The sequence below is a fragment of the Agarivorans sp. 2_MG-2023 genome (assembly GCF_030548085.1).
Lineage (GTDB): Bacteria > Pseudomonadota > Gammaproteobacteria > Enterobacterales > Celerinatantimonadaceae > Agarivorans.
In genome coordinates this window covers 222,758-239,901 of record NZ_JAUORQ010000001.1, presented here as the reverse complement: position 1 = coordinate 239,901, position 17,144 = coordinate 222,758, and the positions used below count along the sequence as shown (strand labels likewise).

Below are 17,144 nucleotides of genomic sequence, written 5' to 3'. Positions count from 1 at the left end.
TTTTCTATTTTTGGTAAAAATTAATAATGGCAAAATACATCTTTAAGCGAATGCTTGGCGCCTGCATCACCTTACTGCTGGTGTCTTTCATCGCCTTTACCATGGTTAACTTAATCCCGGCAGATCCAGCCGAAGTCGCCTTAAGGGTAAACGACACAACACCCAGCGAAGAAGCCATTGAAGAGATCCGTATAAAGCTGGGCTTAGACCAACCTTTTTTGGTGCGTTATACCCACTGGCTAAGTGCTTCGCTACAAGGCGATTTTGGCACCTCGTTTACTAACGCTAATCGCTCTGTATTTGACGAACTAGCGAGGAGCTTTCCTTACACTTTAACCTTGGCTGGCATCTCATTAGTTCTGCTCATTGCAGTGAGTATTCCTCTAGGCGTATTGAGCGCGGTGTACAAAGACCATTGGCTAGACAAAATCGTTCGAACCTTTATTTTTGCTAGTACCGCCATGCCCAATTTCTGGTTAGCCTTTATTCTGATTTGGTTTTTCTCTATCAAATTGTATTGGCTACCAAGCAGCGGCGCGACCAGTTGGAGCCACTACGTACTGCCCTCAATTACACTTTGTATGGCATACATTGCCACGTATATACGTTTAATTCGCAACTCAATGCTCGACACCATGCAAGATAATTACGTAAGTTATGCTAGGGCTAGAGGCTTGTCTGAATACCAAGTTATCTGGAAGCACTTACTCAAAAACTCATTACAAACTTCAATGACAGCATTGGGTATTGGTGTGGTTCGCTTAATTGCCGGCACAGTGGTTATTGAAAGTATTTTTGCCATTCCTGGGCTTGGCCGGCTAGCGCTATCGGCAATCTTTAATCGCGATTACCCGGTAATTCAAGCCTACATACTGGTGATGGGTTGCTTGTTTGTTCTGTCGAATTTGATTATTGATATCCTGCAAACGGTGATCGATCCGCGCCTTAAATCAGAAGGCGAATACCAATGACCCAGCGCCTACTCAATAATAAAACCGCACTAATATGTTTAATTCTATTGTCCATTATTTGCTTAATGGGGGCTTTTGCACCGTTTTTAGCGCCTCACAATCCAAACTTAGCCGACGTGATTAACACCTTATTACCCATGTCTGGAGAGTATCCTTTAGGCACTGACTATCTGGGAAGGTGTATCTACTCTCGACTGCTGTTTGGTATCCGCACTACCCTCTACTATTCGCTCATCACGATGGTGATTACCGCGGTGGTGGGCGCGTTAATTGGCATTATGTCGGGCTATTTACGAGGCAAGGTGGATGCCTTAATTATGCGTGGCTGCGAAGTCATGTTGTCGTTTCCTTATGAAATCATAGTTCTAAGTATTGTTGGCATTCTAGGGCCGGGGATCGGCAACATTATTTTGGCCAATTTCATCGCAAAAATAGCCTGGTACGTGCGTATTGTGCGTGGCTCAGTGATTTCGTTTAATCACAAAAACTACATGTTGTACTCGAAAACAGTGAAGTCTCCGCAGCGCTTTATCTTCGCTAAACACCTGGCGCCCAATATCACCGCTGAAGTGATCATTTTAGCCACACTTGATTTAGGTTGGATTATCTTAAGTATCTCTACCCTGTCGTTTCTTGGCCTTGGGGTACAGCCGCCAACGGCGGAATGGGGAGCCATGCTAAACGATGCCAAAGAAGTCCTGTTTTCCAACCCAGAACAAATGATAGTGCCGGGATTAGCCATTATGGTTGTGGTGGCTTGCTGCAATTTGTTAGGCGATGCCTTACGCGATGTGCTTGACCCAAGAACGGAGCACAAACAATGCTAGAGATTAGAGACCTAAATATATCGGTAGCAACAGGAAACACCCAATCTCATTTAGTTAGTGACGTGAGCTTTACTCTTAAAGAAGACCAATGCTTAGGCATATTAGGAGAATCAGGCAGTGGTAAAAGCGTAAGCTGCTCTGCAATTAACGGCTTACTTGGCGAGCAATTTACCGTGAGTGGTCAAGCCATATTTGACGGTGATAACTTGTTAACAATGCCGAGCAAACAGCGCCAAGACATGCGTGGACAACAAATAGCCATGATAATGCAAAGCCCAATGACAGCGTTTAACCCGCTGTTTACCATTGGCAACCAAGCAGTTGAAACCATCAAGCAACATCAGCCTCATTCAACACGTGATGCTAAAAAGCTTTTTTGCGAGGTACTCAGCAAAGTAAACCTTAAAAACCCGCAATACCTGTTAAGCAAATACCCTCATGAATTAAGCGGAGGCATGCTGCAGCGCATCATGGTGGCCTTAGCCTTAGTACTAAAACCAAAGCTAATTATTGCAGATGAACCCACCACTGCCATTGACTATATTAGCCAGCGCGAAGTCATCAATGAGCTACAAATGGTGAGAGAACGCTTTGGTACAAGCATTATTTTTGTTAGTCACGATCTCAGTTTGGTATCGCACATCGCCGATTCAGTGTTAGTCATGCATCAAGGAAAAATGGTTGATTACGGTAGCACTCAGCAAGTGTTTAACGCGCCTTCCAGCCAGCATACCCGTTACCTGATAGATACCAGACTGAAGTTAATCAATCGCTTTAAACACGTTATGGGAGGCGTATAAATGCTGCTTGAACTTAAAGACATTACTAAGTCTTTTGCTAAAGACGACAGCTGGTTTTTTAAACGCTACCAAGATGTTTTAAAAGGTGTCTCTCTTAATTTAAATGAAGGTGAATGCATAGGCATTGTAGGGGAATCTGGTAGCGGTAAAAGTACCTTAGGCAAAGTTATTTTGGGCTTAGAAACACAAGATAGTGGTTCGGTTACATTCAACAATGAAATCTCTCAGTTGCCTCGGCACAAAGCCGTTAGCGTAGTATTTCAAGACTACAATACCTCGGTCAATCCACGACTTAACATTGCCCAGATTATTGCCGAACCACTGATCAATGAAGGCCTTGAGAAATCTCAATTAAAAGCGCAAATCAGTAAACTGCTGATTGAAGTTGGCCTTGAAGACAATATGCGAGCAAGGTATCCGCACCAATTAAGTGGTGGGCAGTTACAGCGAGTTTGCATTGCTCGCGCCATCGCAGCCAATCCTAGATTTATTTTGCTCGACGAAGCTGTCAGCTCACTGGATGTCTCTATTCAAGTGCAAATCTTGGACTTACTGCTTGAACTGAAGCAATCACGCAACATTGCTTACTTGTTCATCACGCATGATATCGCGGTGGCGAGTTACCTGTGTGATCGCTTGATGTTTTTTAAAGACGGTAAAATTGTAGAGCAAGTAAACGATATTGCAGCCCTGCCATTGGTGACTAACGAGTATACAAAAAACTTATTAAATGCCGCCAGTTACCTAGAAATCCCCTTTGATATTAATGATGTAGATAAATGACCTTAAGCCATAACGATTATTACAAAATCGCCATACCTTTTATTATTGCCACCTTAAGTCAACCCCTTTTAGGGGCTGTTGACACAGCAGTAATTGGCCAACTAGGAGTAACCGAGTTAATTGGCGGCGTAGCCATTGGTACAGTAATTATGAATACCCTATATTGGCTATTTGGCTTTTTTAGGGTGAGTACTACCGGCCAAAGTGCCATTGCTATGGGGAAAAATAGCAATCAAGACCGCGCAAGTAGTTTGATTAGGCCCCTGATGCTTTCAGGGTGTGTAGGGCTCTTATTTGTTGTCACTCAAAGTTTCATTTGGCAAGGTGCACTGGCGGTAATAGAACCCCAACATGATGTTGCTGTTCACGCTAAAAGTTACTTCGACATACTCATTTGGGGCGCACCACTCGTGCTTCTCAATTACACCATTATTGGCTGGTTGATGGGTCAAGCCAAAGTAAAAGAAACCCTGTTTACTCAAGTATTTGGCAACGTACTTAACATCATCCTTGATGCGGTGTTTGTATTAGATTTTGATCTTGGGGTGGCAGGTGTCGCCTACGCCAGTTTAATCGCCCAAGCCGCAACCTTTGCGATAGGTTTTATATTGGTGATCAAGAGCAGTAATTTCTCACTTCTCCAATACATTGGCTATATGCGAATGAGTAAGCAAGACCTCGCCACCATTATCTCCTCTAATACCGATTTAATGCTAAGAACAATATGTATTTTGGTGTTCTTCAACGTAATGGCAAGAAGCGGCTCTAAGCTAGGCGCAGAGGTGCTCGCCACCAACGCAATTATGATGCAGGTAACATTTTTAGTCAGTTATATGTTCGATGGTATCGCCAATGCGTCTAGTGTATTTGCCGGTAAAGCTGTTGGCCAAAAGAACCCCGCCCTGCTTAAACGCACCTTAAGTTTAAACTGGCAATGGACCAGCATTTTTGTTGCACTGTTAACCGTGCTAATCGCCTTAACCCAGCATGACTTAGTGTTAATCTTCACGCAAATACCCGAGTTAGTCACGCTGTATCAGGACATGTCGGCTTGGCTATTAGTGTTTCCTCTAGTTGCCGGCTTCGGACTAACTATTTACGGCATCTTTACCGGCACTGGTACCACAAAACCGGTGAGAAATTCGAGTGTAATTACTTTAATTGTCTTTTTGCTAGTGGTGCACTTTGCATTAAAACCATGGGGGAATAGCGGCTTATGGTTTGCTTTTATCATGTTCTATGTAGGCCGCTTTGTGTTTCTGTACCCTTACCTTTCTGAGGTGAAGAAAAAATGCCTTTAACTAAGTTAAACGCGTAAATAGAGAAACAATAAGGGTAAGCTGAGCTTGCCCTTATTGTTTACGTTAGCGTTGGTGAAGATTTAGCAAATTTGAGTTTATAAGCCTATCTGTTTGGCTTCTCATCTTTGATGTTACAAACAGCCTGCTCCAATCATCTATTTAACAACATAATGGGTTAGAGATTGGCTTGCCAATCTCCGGCAAAGGACGCTCTTCGCTATCTCCGTACCCAATTTTAAACCGCACTCTATTAACACAAATCTTTTCAATTTCTGGTTTAAACAAATCAAATAGCTCGAAACGAGGCTTTAACTCAGGGTGGCTGGCTTGATAATCGTAGATTTCTTCAGCTAGCCAGCGATAAAACTGCTGCTCAGACACCGCAATTCGTTGTAGTTTGGGAGAAACAAAACGTAACACCGTAACAAAGTGCCCTGTCACTAAGTCATGAATTAAATAGTGGGCTGGTAAGCGCGTTAAGGTATCTGCCACCTCTTTATCTAAACTTTCTAGCTCAGGGAATGCTTGATCAATCAAGCGTAAATCACCATGAAAGTCCTTAATGGTACAGCCAGCAGGCTGATGATTTTCCAATACTAGGGTAATGTTTTGCCCATGCGCCACTAAAGCTACACCATATCGGCACATTAAGTGATACAGCGGCACCACTACATGTTTAAACAGTTTTCTTAACCAAGCTTCAGCGCTAATTTCAGACAGACTAATTAAAGCCACAATGGCAGCTTCGCCGTTGCTATCTTCTTGCATGAGGGTTGCCATCGACATGACTCGCTGATGTTTGGGGATTAAGGATTCAGCCCGTTCTCGCCAAATGCACCCTAGCATTTCGTTATAACGATAAGCACCTGCGGCTATTTTTTGTTGCTGGGGGTGGTCGCAAAACACGCCTGCTACCTCTTGTTGAACATGTAGCCCTCGTTCCTTAAATAAGGGATCTTGCGCTGCTAAGTTCGCCAACCAGCTGGATAACCGCGGCCCTTGCGCAATAAACTGTCCCGGGATCCCACGAAAACAAGATGTATTGAGAATGGTTAATGCTGTTTTCAGATCATAAGGCTGCGCTTGGTCAGCAGAGCTTAAGGTTCTAATTGATTGCTGTGCCAACCAATCACCCTTGATGCTACCTAAATAAATCGCTTCTCCCTGCGCTAAATATTGGGCGTACTGAATTTGAATAAAACGCTCATATTGCCAGGGGTGAACGGCAAAAATATAAAAACCATCCTGCCAGTTACTAGGCAATGGTTTCACTAAGGCCGCTAATGCTGCCTCGCCCAAGGTGTCGCGGAGTAAAGTGGATTGATCTAAGCCTTGCTTAAACCCTACCTTACACAGTTCTTTTTTAATCGCTAGATAGCTAAGTTGAATGCCTTTGGCTGATTCTGGCGCATATTTAGCTAGCTCATCGCTTCCCCACCCCAAGCGTCCTTTATTGGCGATGGCTTTAGGATGGGCATCTAAATACGCTTGGCGAGACGCTTCGTCTAACAATACCAAATCTGTTGCGTTGACATTTTGTTGCTGTTTCCAGCGAACCGTATCGCTATACAAGGTCTGTTGAATCTCCTCCAGCAGGCCTGCCAAATTAATATCGTTAATATCTATTAATACTTGAATGTCGAGCAGTAATTCAGCCGCTAAAGGTACACATTGGTCATTCACTTCAATGCTTCTTGGGTCTATAAGCAACATGCCCCAAATAGTTTTCTTCGCTTTAAAAGCCCAGCGTTGTTGGGCACCCACAAGCAAATAAGAGCGCAACAGGTGAGGTTCGCCGTCATGCTCATGTTCATGGTCGGTCTCAAACTGAAGCCGTTCTTCGAAATGCAGCTCACTTAAAATTTTTGCTACTAAATTTACGTTTGCGGCATGCCAATGCGCTTCGTTAAACATCACTTCTCCTAATCCTTTGTAAAAGCAGGTTTATTTTTTATTGCTATTTTTGTTATGAAGATATTGACATAGGCCACAAAAATACACAATGATAATGCAAATTATTATCATTTGTATTTGAATTGTATTTTGCTGTATCGCGGCTTGTTAGTTCTTCTAGGTCTTAACCAAACACTGGTGCTGGCGTTTTTGCCGGAGCTTTCGCTGTTGCTAGGTTTTAGCCATTCCGAAAAAGACCTAGGCTTCGTTGCCTTAGTGCTAAACGTAAACCTAATTAGCTATTGGTTTGGCGTTACATTTTGGGGAAGTAAGCTCAGTAAACTTGGTTTGTGGCGTAGCACTGTTTTAGCGATTAGCGGTTTTTTACTCGCAAACTTGGTGTTTTCCCTCACCCTGTTTGTTAGTGAATCACCATCGCTTTTATTAGTGTCTGCCAGTCGCTTACTGCTAGGCCTATTTAGCAGTGCATTTATCATTCTAGCGCACAGCTACCTAGCAATAATTAACAACAGCAACGTTGGACAACTGGCTAAAACCAGCGGCTCAATTACTATTGGCAGACTACTAGGCCCCTGCTTCGCCCTGCTGCCTTTGGTAGGCATTTGGGTCTTGAGCGCTCCAGTGTTGTTTGCCTTAATAGCGCTGATTTACTGCCTGGTAGCGAAGTCAAGTTGGCCAGCTGAGATAGAGCAAAACAAACCTTTAGCTACACCGTCCTCTCTTCCTGAGTCTCTGCCATTCAAATACATCTTACTGCTGGCTGTATTCACCACTTCACTGGTTAGTACGGTGCAATATTTGATACTGCCACTTCTGATTGGTTTTGGTTATCAAGGCGCCCAAGCAACCCAAATTTACGCCTCATTACTGCTCTATTTAAGTGTAATCATCATCGTGTATCAGTTTGTGTTGCTTCCTTTGTTTGCTCGCAGCCAAGCACGCTTACCCGCAACATTAATCGGGTCGCTACTCGTCGGAGTCCTGCTACTCAGTGCGCCTCTCTCAAACTGGTCATTGGTATTGTTGGCTTTAGCGGTAATGGCATTTGCTATTTCAGGCTTACCCAGCTGGTACAGCCAACAGGCCTACGCAAACAATCCTTCGATTTCGTTTAGAGCAAAACGAAGTGCCTTTTTAGCAAGAGCTCATACCGCCGGTTACTTAATAGGTACCGCGGTAGCTAGCGCTAGCTTAATGCTGGGTATTCCCCTGCTCACTCCTATTTGGGTCTTTAGTTTGGCGATGGTCGCTCTGGTGTTGGTCGTCAACCAGCATGCGCGATTACAGCCAGCCCCAAATTAATAATAATCACTACGGTTCAAGGAAGATAATGAACAAACTTAGCACTTTAAATACAACACTAACGCCCATTGCTTTGGTGTTATTTGCGGGCTTTAGCTACGCCAACACCACTTTAGATACGGTAGTGGTTACAGCAAACCGGGTAGATACCACTATTTCAGATATTGCCGCCACTATGTGGGTAATTGACCCAGAACAAATCGAACGCGAAATTAATACTGGCGCTGATTTAAAAACCGCACTAGGCCGTTTAATCCCTAGTTTTGATTTTGGTAATGAAGGTCGGACTAACTTTGGCCAAAACCTACGTGGACGTTCTGCCCTAGTAATGATTGATGGCGTATCGCTAAACTCTACTCGGGCTATTAGCCGCCAGCTAGACAGTATTAATCCTTTCAACATTGCCCATGTTGAAGTGTTATCTGGTGCTACCTCTATTTATGGTGCTGGCGCAGCAGGTGGCATCATTAACATCATCACTAAAAAGGCCACCGCAAACGAGACTAAAGTTGAGTTAAAAGTAGGTGCCTCATCGGGTTTTAACAGCAGTGAAGTTCTTAATAAGAATGTCGCGTTAGCGGTATCTGGTGGCAGTGACAAACTACGTGGCCGCTTATCTGCCGCCTATGAAGGTCGCGGTGCAGCTTATGATGCCGATGGGCAAATGATTTTGCCTGATATCACCCAAACCGATTTACAGTTTAATCAAAGTATCGACATTATGGGTAATGTTGAATTTGAACCTACCAATGAGCAGCTTTTATCGCTAACGGGGCAATATTACAACAGCGAGCAAGATACCGAATACGGTACTTATCTAGGGCCTAACTTAGCGGGTATTTTTGGCGCGCCTGAACTCATTAGCATTCAAAAAGGTTTGCAGTTAGAGGAACAACCAGCCACCGAGCGTTTTTTGCTTAATGGTCAATATCGCCACGATAACTTGCTAAATCAAACGATGTTAGCACAGGCCTATTACCGTAGTGAGTCGATGCAGTTTTACCCTTTCCCATCAATTTATCGTGTAACAGGGTCTCCGCTTCCCGGCAATAGCTACCCGCTATACGGCGCATCTTTACAAGAAACCGATGTATTTGGCGGAAAAATTCTGTTCATTAAGAACATAGATAGTTTAGAAATAAATTACGGTATAGATGCCGAGTCAGAATCGTTTTCTGCTAAGCAAAAAGTCTACGACACCAATACTGCCCTATCCTCTGGCGGCATGAACTTTAAACAAGTGCAAACCCTACAACGCTACCCAGATATTGATACCCAAAAGCTGTCAGCTTTTGGTCAAGCAAACTGGGAGATAAACCAAGATTGGGCGATATCTGGTGGCTTGCGCTACCAATACATTGAACACGAGGTCGGCGACAACGTTGGTGTATTGCAGCAGCACCTTGCCGGCATTGGTGCTTATGGAGGCGCTTCGCCAGATGCCATTGAAGGCGGAAAAACTGACTACAGCGAATTGTTGTTCAACCTAGGTGCTATTTACCGAATTACCGAGCAACAACAATTATGGGCCAACTTTAGCCAAGGTTTTAACCTACCCGACCCCGCCAAGTATTACGGTAACGGCACTTACAATGGCACTTATGGAGATGGCCCAACCCTAGTAGACAGCATTAACGTTGCCGACAATCGCCTGGAAGGAGTAAAAACTAACTCGCTAGAATTTGGTTGGCGAATTGCACAAGCCGATTACGACGTTCAATTAGCCGCCTATTACTCGCTGTCAGATAAAACCACCTCCTACGACCGAAGCAATTTAGCAGTAGTGGTGAATGACGATGAACGCCGAATTTATGGCCTAGAAGGACAAGCCAATTATTCGTTTACCGAAGACTGGTATGGTGGCGTTCAAGCCCATTTAATTAAAAGCCAAACTAAATCCGATGGTTCTTGGTCTGCGTTAGCGGCAGAAGAAACTAGCCCCTCAAATGCGGTGCTACGGGGTGGCTACGACAATTTGAACTACGGCGCCGAACTGCAATGGCAAACATTGGCTGACTACAGTGACGACAATGGCGGCGAGCTTAAGGGCTATTCACTGGCTAACCTCAGCGCCTACTACGCGCTGCCAATTGGCCGAGTTAACTTTGGTATTCAAAACCTGTTCAACAAAGATTATGAAACCCTTTGGTCGCAACGTGCGCAGATCCTTTATAGCAGCATTTCAGCCCCTGAATTGTTTAGCTTTAAAGGCCAAGGCCGAACCTACGCACTTAGCTACAACGCTGAATTCTAGAGGATAGTCTTTGTTTACTTTTAATCATATTTCCCTCCAATTGGGGGGAAATACCATCCTCAATGATATGAGCGGAAAGATTGCCAAAGGCGCGGTTACCGCGCTGATTGGCCCTAACGGTTCAGGCAAAAGCAGCTTGTTGTCGGTATTGGCTGGCTTGGTAAAGCCCAGCGCTGGAGACGTAAGTTTTGCGCAACAGCCGCTCTCAAGTATTAGTCGCGCACAGCTGGCCAAACAGCTCGCTTTGCTACCGCAACGAAACCCAGTGCCCGCCACTTTAAATGTGGCTGACTTGGTTTGTTTTGGCCGCCACCCTCATCGACCTTGGTATAAAAACATTTCAAATGACGATAAGCAGATTATCGACTGGGCGATGCAGGAAACAGGCGTAAAACAGTATGCATCGCAGTTGCTTACTGACTTGTCTGGAGGAGAGTTACAACGCACTTGGCTGGCGATGGTTCTTGCCCAAGATACCGAGGTGTTAATGCTCGATGAACCCACTTCGTGGCTAGACATTTCTCATCAGCTAGGTTTGCTGAAGATTGTTCAGCGCTTAAATCAACAATACAACAAAACCATAGTGTGGGTATTGCATGACTTAAACCAGGCCGCCCAATTTAGTGACCAAGCTATGTTGATTAATCACGGACAAATTGTAAGCAGTGGAGACGCCCGCTCAGTGATCAATGCCAAAGACGTTAGCGAAGTGTATCAGACCCCGGTAACTTGCCACCAAATTGGTTCACAACAGGTTTTGTGGCCGGAGCAACAGCAATGAGACGTTTTCCAAAAGTCTTAGCGGCTATGCTCATGCTGATTCTTTCTCCACCAAGCTTTGCCCAAGTTACTGAGGTGTGTTTAAGCAACTGCGTAAGTTTACAGCAGCCTGCTAAGCGGGTTATCGCACTGAACTGGTCTGCCGCAGAAATGCTGCTAACGCTTGACGTTGTGCCGGTTGGTTTAACCCTCACCAAGGGCTACCAAAAGTGGCAAACTAACCACCCAAGGTTGCCCGAATCGGTCACTGAAATTGGTCGTCGCCAAGAACCTGACCTCGCAACGATTGCTCGCTTAAAGCCAGATCTAATTATTGGTTACGAGTTTCGTCACCGCCGAATATTAGACGCCTTAGAGCAAATTGCCCCCACTTTGTTGTATCAGCAATTCCCTAGCGCTGACCAACAAACCTTTAGTTACTTTAAACAATCCCAGCGGGTATTCAGTGGCATTGCTAAAGCAGTAAATAAAACGAATCAATCAAGTGCTGTATTGGCGCGCTTAAACACGCGATTAGCCGAGTTAAAACAGCGCATTGCCGCCCAGGGTTTAAGCAATAAAGCAGTGGCCTATGCCAAGTTTGTGGGCATGGGATATGGCTTGCGCGTATTTACCGATAAGAGCTTAGCTGGCGCGATTAGCCAAGAGCTAGGGCTACGTTACGCATGGCAACAAGGCTTACCCGGTAAAGATTTTATTCACTTACAACTAGAGCAACTGCCAAAGCTTAGCAACAGCCATTTATTGTTGGCCGGCAATCAAGTCGACGGTGAACGAATGATGTTATCTCCGGTATGGCCTCTATTGCCATTTGTTGCGCAGAAGCAATTCTCTGACGTTGAGCCTTTGTTTAGTTTTGGCGGCCCACTTTCTTCACTAAAAATGGCCGAAGCATTCGCCCAGTCTTTACTCAACTGGCAGGAGAGTAACCGTGGTTAAATCCATCTCTTCTAGCCTAATGGTATTACTGTTGCTGATGGCTGCTTATTACTTAAGTAGGCCAGAAATAGCCAACCAAGAATTGGCGCAAGCCATGCTAAACAATATTTGGCTACCTACCGCCATTATGTCTTTATTTACCGGCGCCCTGCTCGCCAGCTCAGGCTTTCTCATTCAAACCAGCTTAGATAATGATTTTGCCTCTCCCTCTACCTTGGGCATCGCCGCTGGCGCGTTGCTCGGCGCGGTGCTAACCCGCGTATTATTGCCCGAGGCAAGTCTTAATTTAGTTTGGCTTGGCGCATTAATAGGTGGATTTGTACTCTCGTTAGCAGTGCTAGCAGTTAGCCAACTGATTGGCGGCGGTAAGCTACCGGTGGTGTTAATTGGCATGGCCTTAGGCTTAAGTGCCGGAGCGCTATCGTCGTTGTTTATGCTCTACTTTGAAAACCAAACCGACGGATTATTTCTTTGGGGAAGTGGCCAGGTATTGCAAACCAATACTCTGGTGTTAGAACAAACTGCCCTACCGATGTTGGTGTGTTTATTACTGAGTGTGATGGTACTGCCTAAGCTAGCATTATTCTTATTGGGTGATACTCATGCAGCCGCTTTAGGCCTCGCCATAAAACCTTGGCGTTGGACAATATTGCTGTTAGCCATTAGCCAAGCAGCTTTGGCCACGTCTATTGTTGGCATGATAGGTTTTGTGGGTTTAATGGCTCCACATCTAACACGTTTAGTATTAAGGCTTAGCAAAGGGGCCAACAATATCGCCCTGCAGTGGTTTATCACCATTGTTATTGGTGCAGCGCTAGTTTTAGCCGCTGAGTGGTGCTCACGAAGCTTGTTGTTCTTGGGCTATCGCTTACCCACAGGCGCATTTACAGCGCTGTTAGGTGCACCTTACTTTGTGTTTTTATTGTTTCAACGCTCTGGCAAAGCCTTAGCCGCAGTAGAAACTCAACACTTAGGTTTAAAGCCCTTTATTCACGCCAGCCCCACCCTTGTTATTGGCGCCCTCAGTGGCTTGTTAGTTGTTAGTTTGTACTTTTGCTTAGCCAAGCCACAAGACATAGGCGCGGTATGGATTAACCAACGGGTATTGTTGGCAGGTTTTGGCGGTTTTGGCCTAGCGTGTGCTGGCACTTTGCTGCAAACCTTGTTTAAAAATCCCATGGCGAGCCCCGATATATCTGGGGTAAGTGCTGTGGCAGTATTGCTGATTGCTTGCGTATTGGTGTATTTCCCCGCCGCCAATCAATTGCAGCTTACTCTAGCAGCGTTAGTAGGCGGTAGTGCGGTAATGGCCTTGCTGTCATGGGGACTAAAACAACAACTCAGCGTATCTCAATTAGCTTTGTTTGGCATAGTGATTACCGCCTTTGCTGGCACTGCGACCCAAATATTACTCACCTTTGGCAGCTCCACCGCGTCGGTCACTATGATGTGGTTAGCGGGTACCACCTATGGGGCAACGTTTGAACGCATCATCCCCATCGCCAGCATTACTACCCTTAGTTTATTGGCCATTGTGCCCCTTTTGCGACAGTTAGACTTAATGCCATTGGGCGAAATATTGCCAAAAACCTTAGGCGTAGCGCTGCAAAAGCAACGGCTACTGTTATTGGCTATTTCTGCCCTTCTCACTGCCATTTGTGTTTCAAGCATTGGCTCCATTAGCTTTGTAGGTTTGCTTGCCCCGCACTGCGCGCGCCTTTTAGGTTTATACCGCCATAAACACCTTATCCCTGCTTCGGGCATTACTGGAGCAATATTGCTGATATGGGCCGACAGCTTAGGCCGAGGACTCATGGCGCCCAACGAAATCCCTGCCGGCCTTATGGTGTCGGTAATCGGGTCTATCTACTTTATTTTGCTACTTCTGATTAGCTACAGGAAACGGACATGAATGCCATTAGCCAATTTTTAAATGAACGAGTGTCTTACCACGTTCATGAGCTGCAACAACCAGCGCCCAAGCCACAACAAATGACAGAGATACTGCAAGCGGCTATGAGCACACCCGATCATGGAAAACTAAAGCCTTGGCATTTTTTAGTGGTTAATCAACAAAATATTGAGGCGCTTATCTCACTGTTGCAAACCGCTTGGCAAACTGCCAACGCGAGCTTAGAGCCACAACGCGCCAAACGCTTAGCCAGTTATTTAAAGCAAGCCCCCAGCATAGTGCTGGTTTCAGCCGAGCTTGCCGAAGACAGTCACATTTCTAAACAAGACCAAATATTTTCGGCTGCAGCAGCCTGCCAAATGATTTTGCTGTCGGCCGATGCGCAGGGGTTCGGCGGCGTATGGTATAGCACCGACGCCGTTGAACTCCCTAACGTTAGGCACTTGTTAGGTTTACAAGACAGGCACCACCCGGTGGGATTTTTAGTCATCGGCAGCCCAATCACCAAACGAACTAAATCGCGTAGTAACGTGGCCGAGCTCAGTGTTGAGTGGCAAGGCGCGGCTACTGTAAGCCCTTGGGGATCAACTCAATCAATTAAACAGGAACAGCAGTAATGAAGACTCACGCACTTTGCCATCAGTCATTTTTCAACAGTTTGCTGGCCGAAACCGCTAACAAGCATTTAGAAGGCAACTCAGTATTTTTGCCCTTATCAGCAAGCTCTAGCCTAGAGATTAAGTTGAGTTATGTATCGCCCAGTTGGCGGCACCGCTACAGCGGTGAACTGGTGTTACATCAAGCTCAACAACAAACAAGAATCTTATTTGAAGTGGCATTAAAATTAATCGTCGAGGGTTTGTACCCTCAGCTAAGCAAAGAAGAAAAAGCGCTATTTCGTCAGCGTGTCGAAGATTCTAATCATTATATTACTCGAGCCGAACAAGCCCTTAGCCACCGCTCTAACGTTGCATTAGACCAGTTTATTTTGTCTGAGCAAAGTTTGACAGGCGGCCATAGCATGCACCCTGCAGGAAAAAGTTGTGAACCCTTAAGTGAACAAGAGCAGGCCCAGTATTTGCCGGAGTTTGCCAGCGATTTTGCCATTGAATGGTTTGCAGTACACTCCTCTCACTTGGTCGGCGAAAGCCTTGTTGGAGACTTAGCAGACAAACTAAAACAGCTTTACAGCAATAGTGAAAAACAGGCCAATCAAGCTAATGGCGCTACATTCACTGCAGATCAGCTAGAAGATAAACAATGGGTGCCCTTCCCTATGCACCCTTTACAAGCCAAAGCCTGGCGTGAGAGTGAACAGGCGCTAAGCCTTGCCGAAGTGGTAAAAGACCTAGGAATAGAATCTGCAGGCTGGACAGCCACATCTTCTAGTCGGGCTATTTACCATCCCCAGCAAGCTTGGATGCTAAAGGTCTCGCTGCCAGTCAAACTCACCAACTCCTTACGCTTACTCACCAGTAAAGAAGCCAAACGAGGAATTCAGTTCAGTCACTTACTTAATACCCCCGCGGGTGAAGAGCTGCGTCAGCGCTTGCCTGATAGCTACTTTATAGAAGAACCCTTATGGGCAAGTGTAACTGGCATAAACGGCGAAGTATTAGACCTACCACTGATTAGCTTTAGAGAAAACCCATTCCATCAATCACATGCTGCTAACAGTAAATTAAATACTGAAAACATGTTTTGCTTGGCAAGTGTAAACCAAGTTAACAGCGCGCAAAAAGATGCCAAAGTTGTTCACTGGATTAAGAGCTACGCACAACAACACCAATTATGTTACCAGCACGCTTCGCTTAAATGGGTGTCAGCGTTTTGGGACAAGGTGATTAAGCCGCTATGTATTGCGCGCACCGACTACGGATTTGTGCTGTTAGCCCACCAACAAAATATTCTTGTTAAGATTGAAAAAAACCTACCTAGCGGCGCAGCGTATAGAGATTGCCAAGGTATTGGTTTAACCAGCCAAGCAATGAGTTTGTTTAAACAACAGTTTGGCGACGAAACGCCCGAGTACTTTATGGAGGCTGAGCAGGTAAACCCCTACCATGCCTACTATTTAATCGGCAACAGCCTACTAAATACCCTTACCGCTATTGGTGCCGCAGGTTTGATCAGCGAAACTAAGTTATGGGATTTGTGCCGGGATAAAATAAGTGAGTTGCAAGCAAGCCATCCTCAAGATGGTTCTTTCTATACGTATTTACTTAGCTCTCCAAACTTACATTGGAAACGTAATTTTTATTGCTTCTTGGCGAATCACAACGAAGCCACGCTAGAAGATCCTAGCCAAATTTACTGCTCTATCGACAACCCTTTAAAACAAACTAAGGCAACGTTGCTCACCTTTAAAAAGCTGGCAGGCGGCAGAACGCTATGTTTTGAAGATGAACAATCCTCAGACTACGCAATAAAGTTTGCGGTAAGAGAAAATGGCGAAACGCTGGCGAGAGGCTCCATAGAAAACCATCAAAACTGCTGCCAGCTGCGCTTTGATGGCGATGTTTCCACATTAAACGCACTATACAAAACAGACGACTTGTTATGGTGGAGTATTGCGGAGCATGGCCTATTCAAGCTTAAGCTCGACGCCCTAAAGTGTGACTACTACCCAGCCTCTGCCAAACACGCGGTGAATCAATCCGAATTGAATGCCTTAACGTTGCAGCAATTTTTGCAGCTAGCGCCACTATGGCGAGAACAACAAACTACCGCAAAAAGTGCTGAGCTAATACGCGCCGACAATGGTAATAAGCACCCGGTTCGTCCAGCAAGGCCTCGTGGCCAGGTATATAGCCGCTACTTTTACCACTTAAAACGCCAACTCACCTTTCGGGTCATTGATAAAGAGCGAGATTTAGCCTGCTTTAATCGTTGGCATAACCACCCCAAAATATTTCCGGTTTGGGAGCTAGAAGGCGATAAACAAAGCCATAACGAGTATTTAAGCAAAATGGAAAAAGACCCACATCAATATGCCGTCATTGGCGAATTTGATGGGGTACCGTTTGGCTATTTTGAAGTGTATTGGACAGCAGAAGATCGCTTAGGTCCTCATTATAGCTATCAAGAATACGACCGTGGCGTGCATATTTTAGTGGGCAACTTCAACTTTAGGGGCGGCGTGTATTTTGACACTTGGGGCTGCGCAATATTGCAGTACTGCTTTTTAGATGAAGCTAAAACCAACAACGTAATGGGCGAACCAAGGGCCGACAATCACCGGGTGGTCAGCATTACCGAACGACTGGGTTTAGAAAAACAATTTGAGTTCGATTTTCCACACAAACGGGCGGCATTACTGCAATGCAGCCGCCAGCGATTCTTTAATCAATTTGCCATTTAG

The 17,144-nt window shown here is 45.3% G+C and carries 13 protein-coding genes; 12 read left to right on the top strand and 1 reads right to left on the bottom strand.

Going from position 1 to position 17,144, the window contains the following annotated elements; translation table 11 throughout:
* Window positions 1-26: 26 nt before the first annotated feature.
* From opp1B to Q4549_RS01045, 5 genes are read left to right on the top strand one after another with little or no spacing between them, the layout of a single operon-like run.
* A complete protein-coding gene (gene opp1B / locus Q4549_RS01065; protein ID WP_303508383.1) occupies window positions 27-971 on the top strand; it encodes a nickel/cobalt ABC transporter permease in 945 nt (314 codons plus the stop codon).
* Window positions 968-1,798, top strand: coding sequence for a nickel/cobalt ABC transporter permease (opp1C, locus tag Q4549_RS01060; protein WP_303553075.1), 831 nt, complete (start codon window positions 968-970; stop codon window positions 1,796-1,798). Before opp1B ends, opp1C begins: the two co-directional genes overlap by 4 nt.
* Window positions 1,792-2,598, top strand: a complete 807-nt coding sequence (locus Q4549_RS01055; RefSeq protein ID WP_303553074.1) for an ABC transporter ATP-binding protein — start codon at window positions 1,792-1,794, stop codon at window positions 2,596-2,598. Before opp1C ends, Q4549_RS01055 begins: the two co-directional genes overlap by 7 nt.
* Window positions 2,599-3,381 carry an ABC transporter ATP-binding protein gene (locus Q4549_RS01050; protein WP_303553073.1) on the top strand — a complete coding sequence of 261 codons (783 nt, stop codon included), beginning with the start codon at window positions 2,599-2,601 and terminating at the stop codon, window positions 3,379-3,381. It abuts the gene before it with no gap.
* Window positions 3,378-4,682, top strand: a complete 1,305-nt coding sequence (locus Q4549_RS01045) for an MATE family efflux transporter (protein WP_303553072.1) — start codon at window positions 3,378-3,380, stop codon at window positions 4,680-4,682. Before Q4549_RS01050 ends, Q4549_RS01045 begins: the two co-directional genes overlap by 4 nt.
* 159 nt (window positions 4,683-4,841) lie before the next feature.
* On the opposite strand, the gene Q4549_RS01040 is transcribed toward Q4549_RS01045, so the two are convergent.
* Window positions 4,842-6,596, bottom strand: a complete 1,755-nt coding sequence (locus tag Q4549_RS01040) for an IucA/IucC family siderophore biosynthesis protein (RefSeq protein ID WP_303553071.1) — start codon at window positions 6,594-6,596, stop codon at window positions 4,842-4,844.
* A gap of 144 nt (window positions 6,597-6,740) precedes the next feature.
* Here Q4549_RS01040 and Q4549_RS01035 point away from each other — a divergent pair, with 144 nt between their 5' ends.
* Genes Q4549_RS01035 through Q4549_RS01005 form a run of 7 tightly spaced genes read left to right on the top strand, consistent with a single transcriptional unit; the run spans window position 6,741 to window position 17,144 of the window.
* Window positions 6,741-7,898, top strand: coding sequence for a hypothetical protein (locus Q4549_RS01035; protein ID WP_303553070.1), 1,158 nt, complete (start codon window positions 6,741-6,743; stop codon window positions 7,896-7,898).
* A gap of 28 nt (window positions 7,899-7,926) precedes the next feature.
* Complete coding sequence (locus tag Q4549_RS01030) at window positions 7,927-10,152, top strand: TonB-dependent receptor (protein WP_303553069.1); 2,226 nt, start codon at window positions 7,927-7,929, stop codon at window positions 10,150-10,152.
* A gap of 10 nt (window positions 10,153-10,162) precedes the next feature.
* On the top strand, window positions 10,163-10,933 hold the full coding sequence (locus Q4549_RS01025; RefSeq protein WP_303553068.1) for an ABC transporter ATP-binding protein: 771 nt from the start codon (window positions 10,163-10,165) through the stop codon (window positions 10,931-10,933).
* Complete coding sequence (locus Q4549_RS01020) at window positions 10,930-11,871, top strand: iron-siderophore ABC transporter substrate-binding protein (protein ID WP_303553067.1); 942 nt, start codon at window positions 10,930-10,932, stop codon at window positions 11,869-11,871. Before Q4549_RS01025 ends, Q4549_RS01020 begins: the two co-directional genes overlap by 4 nt.
* The gene (locus Q4549_RS01015) at window positions 11,864-13,783 is read left to right on the top strand and encodes an iron ABC transporter permease (protein ID WP_303553066.1); all 1,920 of its coding nucleotides are present in this window, start codon (window positions 11,864-11,866) and stop codon (window positions 13,781-13,783) included. The genes Q4549_RS01020 and Q4549_RS01015 overlap by 8 nt, the downstream gene beginning before the upstream one ends.
* Window positions 13,780-14,400: a nitroreductase gene (locus Q4549_RS01010; protein WP_303553065.1), complete on the top strand. Its 621-nt coding sequence runs from the start codon at window positions 13,780-13,782 to the stop codon at window positions 14,398-14,400. The genes Q4549_RS01015 and Q4549_RS01010 overlap by 4 nt, the downstream gene beginning before the upstream one ends.
* A complete protein-coding gene (locus tag Q4549_RS01005) occupies window positions 14,400-17,144 on the top strand; it encodes a GNAT family N-acetyltransferase (protein ID WP_303553064.1) in 2,745 nt (914 codons plus the stop codon). Before Q4549_RS01010 ends, Q4549_RS01005 begins: the two co-directional genes overlap by 1 nt.

Coding starts and splice junctions, on each gene's coding strand:
- opp1B (WP_303508383.1), top strand. CDS start 27: ATGGCAAAATACATCTTTAAGCGAATGCTTGGCGCCTGCATCACCTTA.
- opp1C (WP_303553075.1), top strand. CDS start 968: ATGACCCAGCGCCTACTCAATAATAAAACCGCACTAATATGTTTAATT.
- Q4549_RS01055 (WP_303553074.1), top strand. CDS start 1,792: ATGCTAGAGATTAGAGACCTAAATATATCGGTAGCAACAGGAAACACC.
- Q4549_RS01050 (WP_303553073.1), top strand. CDS start 2,599: ATGCTGCTTGAACTTAAAGACATTACTAAGTCTTTTGCTAAAGACGAC.
- Q4549_RS01045 (WP_303553072.1), top strand. CDS start 3,378: ATGACCTTAAGCCATAACGATTATTACAAAATCGCCATACCTTTTATT.
- Q4549_RS01040 (WP_303553071.1), bottom strand. CDS start 6,596: ATGTTTAACGAAGCGCATTGGCATGCCGCAAACGTAAATTTAGTAGCA.
- Q4549_RS01030 (WP_303553069.1), top strand. CDS start 7,927: ATGAACAAACTTAGCACTTTAAATACAACACTAACGCCCATTGCTTTG.
- Q4549_RS01020 (WP_303553067.1), top strand. CDS start 10,930: ATGAGACGTTTTCCAAAAGTCTTAGCGGCTATGCTCATGCTGATTCTT.
- Q4549_RS01010 (WP_303553065.1), top strand. CDS start 13,780: ATGAATGCCATTAGCCAATTTTTAAATGAACGAGTGTCTTACCACGTT.
- Q4549_RS01005 (WP_303553064.1), top strand. CDS start 14,400: ATGAAGACTCACGCACTTTGCCATCAGTCATTTTTCAACAGTTTGCTG.